Origin of the sequence: Alcanivorax sp. (genome assembly GCF_051117345.1) — a bacterium.
In the GTDB taxonomy this organism is placed as follows: domain Bacteria; phylum Pseudomonadota; class Gammaproteobacteria; order Pseudomonadales; family Alcanivoracaceae; genus Alcanivorax.
This window is the reverse complement of the sequence record NZ_JBNPEC010000105.1, coordinates 13,192-21,722: the sequence shown is the minus strand read 5'-3', so window position 1 is coordinate 21,722 and position 8,531 is coordinate 13,192. Positions and strand designations below refer to the sequence as shown.

Below are 8,531 nucleotides of genomic sequence, written 5' to 3'. Positions count from 1 at the left end.
ATCTGTTTGGTGGGTATCTGGTCGGTTGGGGGGGTAGCTTCACCATCAACACCGCGTAGCGGAAAGCTTTGTCGGTAGTCAGCAGCAGAAATAACGGGGAATCCACGCATAAAAAACTGGCTACCAGCAAAAAGATCGTTGCTCACTGGCAGCCATCAGTATTCCAGACTTCGGTGCCATACTAATTTTCCCTAAGGGAAAAAGTATGACGCCTCAGTAAGTGTAAAAATCGATCTTCTTACTATCCAGCTTCGCATCCTTGGTATACCGGACGCTTATATAAGCTTCGTAGTTGGTATCTGGCGTAAGTACATTACTGAAGTCCACATTCCGCGCCGTCAGATCCGTTTGTACTACACCTCTCCAATTTGTTTCCGGTGTTACCTGAGGGCGGTAGTAAAGAGTAATACTCTGGATGGGAGGAACGAAATTTTTTGTCACTATGTCATAGGTGATCCAGGCATTCGCCGTGTTCTCATCTCGATTGGCTGTTACCTGATCCAGTGTGAGGTATACGCCTGTTTCAGTAGGTGTACTGCTTGGGCACGACAGGTGTGCAGTCTGACCATCGGCCTCACCGGGAACCGTCACATTTTTCTGCGTCTGATCTGTGCCACAGGTATAGGCCACCACGAAGTTTTTCTTGCAATTTGGTGAGGGATCACCAAGTGCGCTGACGCTGATGGCGTAGCTGCAATCCGATCGCACGTTGCACAAATTGCTCACTTCCTGAGTGGCGTTCCCAGTCGGAATCTTCTTGCAAACTGCGCCGCCCACCGATTGGGTGGCGGCCCCATAAGTCGCAGCCAATACGTTTATACCCGGTGCTGACTGGCAAAATAGCTGTACGCTTTGGTTTGCCGCTTCGTTAACAACACCACCAATATCAATCGTCCGGGTAGTCGACGTGTCGCCTCCACAACGGTACGTCACCTGGAAGTTCTTGTAGCAACCAACATAAGGGTCATCCGCCTCGCTTGGGAAAGGCACCTTATAGGTACAATCGGAGCTTCCGTTACAGGCATTTCCAACAGTGCTGGTAAAATCCTTTGTATCAGGCTTAGCCGCAGGACAATCTGTTGTACTTCCTGGCGGCTTGCCCAGCTTCGTACCATATTTAGCGCTATCCACTGTGATTGTTGGCTCTGTCGCCTGAACGTTCAAAGTGACCGCTAGCATCATCAACGCAGCAAGTAACGTATATCCCTTCATATTTTTATCCTTATAGGTTTCCCGAAAATGGGCTGCTAAAATATTCCAATTGTTAATCAGAGACAATTCATCATTCCCTGCCTTAACCTCAATCCACCATGCAATCAAACTCCACAACCCCAACACTGGAGCCACTATGCTGGTATATCTTTTCGTTGCCAGTGATCGCCTGAATGAAAAGCAGGAAAAGAAGCTCAAATGGAACCTGTCTAACCTGCAAGCGGCCTTGCAGGTCTATGTGGATGAGAACGCAGCGGGCAACGTCACCCTGATCAATGACTGCGACAGTGACGATTGCGAGGACTGGCGGTTGGGCATCAGCCAGCCGGTGAAAAAGAAAGCCCAGATCAAGGCGCCGGTGACCCTGTTTAACGACCTTGCCAAGCAATATGGCATTGATTGCGAGGTGGGCTCTATCGAGAACGGTGAGTATGCCCCTGTGAGTTATTTCGGGAGCCTGGAAGGGCAGGGGGATGCGTTTTTGAGCGGGGAGTATCTGGGGCTGTAGCGTTTCTCTGAATTTGGGCAGGCCCTGAACCACGGGGCAGGGCCTGCCTCTGGCCAGTCAGCGAGCGGTCATCCCGCCATCCACGGCCAAGGCCTGCCCGGTCACGAAGCTTGCCAGTGGCGAGGCCAGCCAGATCACGGCATTGGCCACTTCCTCTGGGGTGCCCATCCGGTTCATGGGGTGCAAGCCGGCAAACTGGCTTTCGGTTTCCGGTTTCTTGCCGGTAATCCGGTCAATCATTTCCGTTTTTATGGCGCCGGGGCAGACCGCATTAACGCGAATGTTCTGCTCTGCGTATTCCAGGGCAGCGGTTCGGGTCAGCTGTACCACGCCACCTTTCGACGCGCAGTAAGCAGGCAACCCTGCAAACCCTACCAGTCCGGCAACGGAGGCGATGTTCACGATGGCGCCATGGCCTTGTTTTGCCATCAAGCCTAGCTGGGTTTTCATACACAGAAAGACCCCGCGCAGGTTGGTGGCAATCGTGGTGTCGAAGTTGTCCAGTTCGCACTCCGCAGTGGGAGCTATTGCGCCTTCAATACCGGCATTGTTGCAGGCTGCGTCCAGCCGACCGAAGTGTGTAAAACCACGCCGGTGTAGTTCGTTCACGTCCTGGGGGTCGCTCACGTCGGCGCTGACAAACAAGATATCCCGTCCGGTTGCCTCGCGCAGCGCCTCGGCGGCTTGTTCGCCGCGACGGGCATCCTTGTCGGTGAGTATCAGGTTGCAGCCCGAGCGGGCAAAGCCTTCAGCGATGGCGTAGCCGATACCGGTTGCCGACCCGGTTACCAGTGCAACGGCGGAATGACTGAACATGCTAGTCCCCTGTATTCCCTAGTGTGTTGACCTCTACTGTATGCCGGTAATCACGCAATTACTTGATCTGGGGCAATGATCCAGGTGATTAAAAATCAGGGAGAGGCTTCAGCTTTTTTTCCGGGCCAGAACAAGGCTCGCAGAAGTTTCCTTCCGAGCCGGGGCCTGCAGTGTAGTGAGCGATGGTCTCTCGGACAGGATGGCGTATTCCTGCCCGAGAGACGGTTTCTGAGGTGGTCAGGTCGCGTTTTTGATGGTGGGGCTGTATTGCGCCGCATCGGTGGTGAATTCCGCATGGCCGTAGTCCACCAGCAATTCATTGATGCGCCTGACCAGTATCTTGTCCGCCACCTTGTTGGCCACGGGGATGTCTTGCAGGGTCCGGTAGGCGATCAGGCGGGGCATGATGAACAGGCTGCCGATGCTGGACAGGGCGTAGTCGATCAGGTGCGGTTCCACGCCCATCTCTTTCGCTTTGGATTTGTCGTTTTTGCCGAGAAATGCCTGGTTGAAGAACACCTTGGAGACGCTGCGTTCCACCAGGTTGTGGACCTTGCTGGTCAGCTTGTCGTCCTTGGGGCGGTAGACGGACATGGTGGCGCGGGTGAGTTCGCCGCAGGTCTCGTCGTCGTAACCTTCGCGCAGGGTGCCGGAGTAGGTGAGCATGGTGTCGATGATGTCCGGCGCCTCGGCGGGCAGTAGTTCTTCGGGCAGGCCCAGCAGGAAACACTGGTAGCGAGACAGTTCGACGATGGCCCGTTCGTTGCGGGTGAAGTGTTTGCGGCCCTTGCGCATGGCTTTGAAGGCGGCCAGGTAGGCGGGCATGGTGCCGGCGGGCATCTGGTCGACCTGGGGAATGGGGATGCCGTAGATGGCCGGGTCCCATTTTTTCACGCGCTTGAGAATATTGAAACGGACCATGGAGTGCATCAGGCGCACCATGGCGGCGGCCTTGAAACCGGGGCCGAAGCGTTCCAGGGCACCGGGCAGGGTGGCGGTGGTGAAGAAGCTGGCGGTTTCGTTGATGCGTCGGTTCACCGAATCGTTGGCCAGGGTGCCGGTGATGGCCATGGGCAGGCCGGAGTACTTGTTCATGAAGGTGGCCACGAAGGCACCACGGATCACGTAGGGGGCCAGGTTGGCCATCTGGTTGCGGCTCAGGCGCGCGCCTTCGCGCACCAGGTCCATGTCGACCCAGTCCGGGGTGGTTTCCATGGCAGTGATGAAATCCACCAGTTCCTGCGGCGCATCGGGGACGGCGTCGAGTCCTTCATCGCAGGCTTTCTTGAGCATGCCGATCAGGTCGCGAAAGCTGTATTCCGGCATCAGTGCGGCGTAGGCATCGGCCACGGTGTCGCCTAGCAGGGTGTAGGCGCGGGCGCGTTCCACTTTTTCCTTGTCGGCGAGGATTTTCTCGCGGTGCTTGCGGGCAAACTTTGTCGGCAGGGTGCTGCGGATGTCCATGGAATCGGTGAACCGCTCCGGGGTGATATCGAAGTCGATATCGCCATAGAGGGAGGGAATGCGGGTTTTCTGGGTGCGGACTTTTTCCCAGAGTGCATCCAGAGACTGTGTCATTGGTAACCTCGGTAGACAGTGTCTTTCAATGCCCTACACATTGCGTATACCTGCCAGGCAAGACAATTAACGGAAGTCGCCTTTATGTATAGGTTGGCCGGTTTTGGCCTGAAAGGACAGTCTGGAAGAGGTGGTGTGCCCCGGGCCTTGTGGTCCGGGGCGACCGGTTAGCCATTTTCCGCCATGGCTTCCTTGTAGAGGGATTTTCTGGGCTGGGCGAAGACTTGTCTGAGCATGGGCTCGAAGTATTCCAGCGGCAGGATTTCTCCGTCCGGGTCGAAGGCGGGGGAATCATACTTGCTGACGAATTCCAGGGTGTGCTTGTAGTGCGGGTGGTCCTGGAAGTTCTCCCGCATGTTGCGATCCATGCCCAGGTAGTGGAAGAAGTAGTAGCCCTGGAAGATAGCGTGGTGTTTCACCATCCAGTGGTTGGCGTCGCTGACGAAGGGCTCCAGCAGCACGGCGGCCACGTCGGCGTGATTGAAGGTGCCCAGGGTGTCGCCGATGTCGTGGAGCAGGGCGCAGACCACATACTCGTCGTCCTTGCCGTCACGGTGGGCCAGGGTGGCGGTCTGCAGGCAGTGCTGGAAGCGGTCGATATTGAAGCCGCCGAAGTCGCCTTCCAGCAGGCGCAGGTGGGTCATAATCCGGTCCGGCAGGCCCTTGCTGAACTGGCCGAAGCTGTCGGCGATGATTTTCCAGTCGTCGCCGGTGCCCTCTTTCATGTGGGTGAAGGTGGCACGGGGTGATGTGATGTCGTTCATGATTCGTCTCCTTCAGTCTGCGTAGCCCGGGCTCTGGCGGTCCAGTTTGCGCAGCAGCCCCGGCCAGGCCAGGTTGCCGCCCATGCCTTTGGTGGCCTGGGCCGCCTGCTGCTTGATGGTGTTGACGATGCCATCGGGGATCGGGGTGAGCGGGCGGTTGCCGGCCAGTGCCTGGATCTGCACTTCGCAGGCGCGCTGCAGGATGTACATGCCCAGGAAGGCCTCGGCGATGGAGCTGCCTACGGTGAGCAGGCCGTGGTTGCGCAGGATCATGGAGTTGGCGTCGCCCAGGTCGGCTTGCAGGCGGGCTTTTTCATCCTCGCGCAGGGCCACGCCTTCGTAGTCGTGGTAGGCCAGGCTGGCCAGCGGAAACAGGCTTTGCTGGGACAGGGCCAGCAGGCCTTCCTGCTGGGCGGACACGGCGACGCCAGCGTTGGTGTGGGTGTGCATCACGCAGGCGGCATCGTCGCGCACCGCATGGATGGCGCTATGGATGGTGAAGCCGGCGGGGTTGATGTCGAAGTCGCTGTTATCCAGCTTGTTGCCCTCCTGGTCCACGCGCACCAGGCTGGAGGCGGTGATTTCGTCGAACATCATGCCGTAGGGGTTGATCAGGAAGTGATGCTCGTCGCCGGGGATGCGGGCCGACAGGTGGGTGAAGATCAGGTCGTCCCAGCCGTATAGGGCGATAAGCCGGTAGGCGGCGGCCAGATCCACGCGCAGTTGCCATTCTTCTGCGCTGACGGTGTTTTTCTTGGACTGGATGGCAGCTGGGTCAAGATTTGCCTGGCTGTTCATGGTGGTGCTCTCCCGTTAATCATGTTGTTGTGCGTTCAGGCTAGCCCGGCCACGGCGGCAAGACTGTCAAAAAGTTACCAGGTTCGACGTGATCGTAATTCCGTAAAGGCATCGAGCTGTGCCAACCCTTTCATGACTTCCCACATTCCTGCCGTTCCGAAGTCGGGTGGGACGCGATATTCACATCGCGAAGCCTGAAACCTTGAGTGAGCGGAATGCCTCAATGACCGATGCCTATACTGTGTTGCGCCAGTGCCCGCTGTTGACGGGTTTTCCGGATGAGGCCATTCGCGAAGCGGCGCAGCATGCCCGCGTGCGGCGTTTCCAGGCGGGGGAGCGTATCTATGAGAAGGGTGAGCCCCAGTCGAATCTGTGTGTGATCGCCGGGGGGCTGGTGCGCATCAGCTCGGTGAATGCGCAGGGTCGTGAAGCGGTGCTGATTATCTTTGATCAGGGGACCTGGTTCGGCGATGCGGTCTTTTCGCCGGGGACCGGGCGGGTGTATGGCGCGACCGCCCATGAGCATGCGGAGCTGGTGGAATTGCCCGGGCCGTTCTTTCGGTCGTTGATGCAGCGCTACCCGGAGAGTTATCCGGTGGTGCTGGATCTGGTCAGCCAGCGGCTGTGGTCGGCCATTGCCATGATCGAGGAAGATGCCCTGCGCGGTACCGAGGCCCGGGTGGGGCAGCGACTGCTGTTCCTGGCGCAAATGCAGCGCGGGGGCAAGCCATCGACCGGGCCGGTAACGATACGACTAACCCGCGAACATATTGCCAACATGATGGGGATGACCCGCCAGGGGGTGCACGGCATCTTGAAGGGCTTCCAGCAACGGGAGCTGATCCGCCTGGGCTATGGCTACATCACAATTGAGGATGAAGCGGCGTTAGAGGCGTATCTGGCGCAGTTGGGGTAGCTGGCGAGGGGGATACTTGTTTGTCGCATCAGCCCCGCCTACCGGAAACGGTAGCGGGGCTGGGCGATCAATCAGCGCACTTCCATGCCGGGCTGAGCACCGCTGTCCGGGCTGAGGATATGGATGTCCTCACCGCCCGGGCCGGCGGCCAGCACCATGCCTTCGGAGACGCCGAATTTCATCTTGCGCGGGGCCAGGTTGGCCACCAGCACCACCAGTTTGCCTTCCAGATCTTCCGGGCTGTATTTGGCCTTGATGCCGGCAAACACATTGCGCTCGCCCAGCTCGCCCACGTCCAGGGTGAGCTGCAGCAGCTTATCGGCCCCTTCCACATGGGCGGCCTTGGCCACGCGGGCCACACGCAGTTTTACCTTGAGGAAGTCATCGATGCTGATGGTGTCGTCTGCCACGTCGTCGGCCTTTTTCGGTTCGCTTTTCTTGCTGGCCGGTTTGGCCGGTACGTCTTCCTTGGAGGCGTTGAGCATGGTTTCGATCTGCGCCATGTCGATGCGGTTCAGCAGCGGCTTGAACTTGGCGATCTCGTGGCCCAGCAGCAGGGTGTCGCTATCGCTCCAAGTCAGCGGCTCCACTTGCAGGAAGGCTTCCGCGCGTTCGGCCAGGGCCGGCAGCACCGGCTTCAGGTAGATCACCAGCAGGCGGAACACATTGATGGCGGTGGTGCAGATGGCCAGCACCTCCTGTTCCTTGCCTTCCTCTTTGGCCAGAGTCCAGGGTGCCTTGTCGGCGATGTAGCCATTGGCGTGGTCGGCCAGGGCCATGATTTCGCGCATGGCCTTGCCGAATTCGCGCTTCTCGTAGAACTCGGCCAGGCGCGGGGCCGCTTCCTGCACTTCGCGGACCAGTAGCGGGTTGTCCAGCTCGTCACTGAGAGTACCGCCGAATTTCTTCACGAAGTTGCCGGTGCGGCTGGCAATGTTCACCAGTTTGCCGACCAGGTCGGAGTTCACCCGCTGGGCGAAGTCTTCCAGGTTCAGGTCGAAATCATCGACACGGCTGGAGAGCTTGGCGGCGAAGTAGTAGCGCAGGTATTCCGGGCCCAGGTGATCCAGGTAGGTGCGGGCCTTGATAAAGGTGCCACGGGACTTGGACATCTTGGCGCCGTTCACGGTGACGAAGCCGTGGCTGTAGATGGCGGTGGGTTTGCGCAGGCCGGCACCGTCGAGCATGGCGGGCCAGAACAGGCCGTGGAAATTGATGATGTCCTTGCCGATGAAGTGATACAGCTCGGCGGTGGATTCCTTGCCCCAGTAGTCGTCGAAGCTCAGGCCTTCGCGGTCGCAGTAGTTCTGGAAACTGGCCATGTAGCCGATGGGGGCATCCAGCCACACGTAGAAGTACTTGCCCGGGTAGCCGGGAATCTCGAAGCCGAAGTAGGGGGCTTCGCGGGAGATATCCCAGGGCTGCAGATCTTCGATCCATTCCTGCAGCTTGTTGGCCACCTGCTCCTGCAAGGCGCCGGAGCGGGTCCACTCGCGCAACAGGGGCTCGAACTTGGGCAGATCGAAGAACAGCTGGGTGGTTTCCTTTTCCACCGGGGTGGCGCCACTCACGGAGGAGTAGGGTTTGATCAGGTCCGCCGGGGTGTAGGTGGCGCCGCACACTTCACAGTTGTCGCCGTACTGGTCTTCGGATTTGCACTTGGGGCAGGTGCCCTTGACGAAGCGGTCCGCCAGGAACATGCCTTTCTGCGGGTCGTAGAGCTGGGTAATGGTCTTCTCGACGATATAGCCGGCGTCTTTATTACGCTGGAACACCATTTCTGACAGCGCGCGGTTTTCCGGACTGTGGGTGCTGTAGTAGTTGTCGAACTGGATCTGGAAGTCGGCGAAGTCCCTCTCGTGGGCCGCTTTGCCTTGCCGAGTTGGTTGGTCCGGAGTGATGCCGTGTTCTTCCGCCTGCGAAGTGCTGGCGGTGCCGT

General features: G+C 58.7%; 8 protein-coding genes. 2 read left to right on the top strand and 6 right to left on the bottom strand.

The annotated features are described in order from the left end of the window. Nucleotides 1–213: 213 nt before the first annotated feature. The gene (locus tag ACFE0K_RS06735) at nucleotides 214–1,320 is read right to left on the bottom strand and encodes a hypothetical protein (protein WP_434535330.1); all 1,107 of its coding nucleotides are present in this window, start codon (nucleotides 1,318–1,320) and stop codon (nucleotides 214–216) included. Between the two features lie 28 nt (nucleotides 1,321–1,348). On the opposite strand from ACFE0K_RS06735, the gene ACFE0K_RS06730 reads away from it, so the two are divergent. Next, complete coding sequence (locus ACFE0K_RS06730; protein WP_434535329.1) at nucleotides 1,349–1,720, top strand: hypothetical protein; 372 nt, start codon at nucleotides 1,349–1,351, stop codon at nucleotides 1,718–1,720. 57 nt (nucleotides 1,721–1,777) lie between these two features. On the opposite strand, the gene ACFE0K_RS06725 is transcribed toward ACFE0K_RS06730, so the two are convergent. From ACFE0K_RS06725 to ACFE0K_RS06710, 4 genes are all read right to left on the bottom strand, one after another. After that, nucleotides 1,778–2,536, bottom strand: a complete 759-nt coding sequence (locus ACFE0K_RS06725) for an SDR family NAD(P)-dependent oxidoreductase (RefSeq protein ID WP_434535328.1) — start codon at nucleotides 2,534–2,536, stop codon at nucleotides 1,778–1,780. Between the two features lie 237 nt (nucleotides 2,537–2,773). After that, the gene (locus ACFE0K_RS06720) at nucleotides 2,774–4,114 is read right to left on the bottom strand and encodes an oxygenase MpaB family protein (protein WP_434535327.1); all 1,341 of its coding nucleotides are present in this window, start codon (nucleotides 4,112–4,114) and stop codon (nucleotides 2,774–2,776) included. 167 nt (nucleotides 4,115–4,281) lie between these two features. Then, entirely contained in the window at nucleotides 4,282–4,878 is a 597-nt protein-coding gene (locus tag ACFE0K_RS06715; protein WP_434535326.1) for an HD domain-containing protein, read from the bottom strand. A gap of 12 nt (nucleotides 4,879–4,890) precedes the next feature. After that, nucleotides 4,891–5,676 (bottom strand): class II aldolase/adducin family protein, encoded by a 786-nt coding sequence (locus ACFE0K_RS06710; protein ID WP_434535325.1) that lies wholly within the window; start codon nucleotides 5,674–5,676, stop codon nucleotides 4,891–4,893. Between the two features lie 223 nt (nucleotides 5,677–5,899). Between ACFE0K_RS06710 and ACFE0K_RS06705 the strand changes: the two genes are divergently transcribed. Beyond that, complete coding sequence (locus tag ACFE0K_RS06705; protein ID WP_434535324.1) at nucleotides 5,900–6,592, top strand: Crp/Fnr family transcriptional regulator; 693 nt, start codon at nucleotides 5,900–5,902, stop codon at nucleotides 6,590–6,592. Nucleotides 6,593–6,663: 71 nt separating this feature from the next. Here ACFE0K_RS06705 and metG read toward each other — a convergent pair. Next, nucleotides 6,664–8,531, bottom strand: a 1,868-nt coding sequence (metG, locus tag ACFE0K_RS06700; protein ID WP_434535323.1) for a methionine--tRNA ligase, incomplete at its 5' end; no start/stop codon positions are given.

Coding starts and splice junctions, on each gene's coding strand:
- ACFE0K_RS06730 (WP_434535329.1), top strand. CDS start 1,349: ATGCTGGTATATCTTTTCGTTGCCAGTGATCGCCTGAATGAAAAGCAG.
- ACFE0K_RS06725 (WP_434535328.1), bottom strand. CDS start 2,536: ATGTTCAGTCATTCCGCCGTTGCACTGGTAACCGGGTCGGCAACCGGT.
- ACFE0K_RS06720 (WP_434535327.1), bottom strand. CDS start 4,114: ATGACACAGTCTCTGGATGCACTCTGGGAAAAAGTCCGCACCCAGAAA.
- ACFE0K_RS06715 (WP_434535326.1), bottom strand. CDS start 4,878: ATGAACGACATCACATCACCCCGTGCCACCTTCACCCACATGAAAGAG.
- ACFE0K_RS06710 (WP_434535325.1), bottom strand. CDS start 5,676: ATGAACAGCCAGGCAAATCTTGACCCAGCTGCCATCCAGTCCAAGAAA.
- ACFE0K_RS06705 (WP_434535324.1), top strand. CDS start 5,900: ATGACCGATGCCTATACTGTGTTGCGCCAGTGCCCGCTGTTGACGGGT.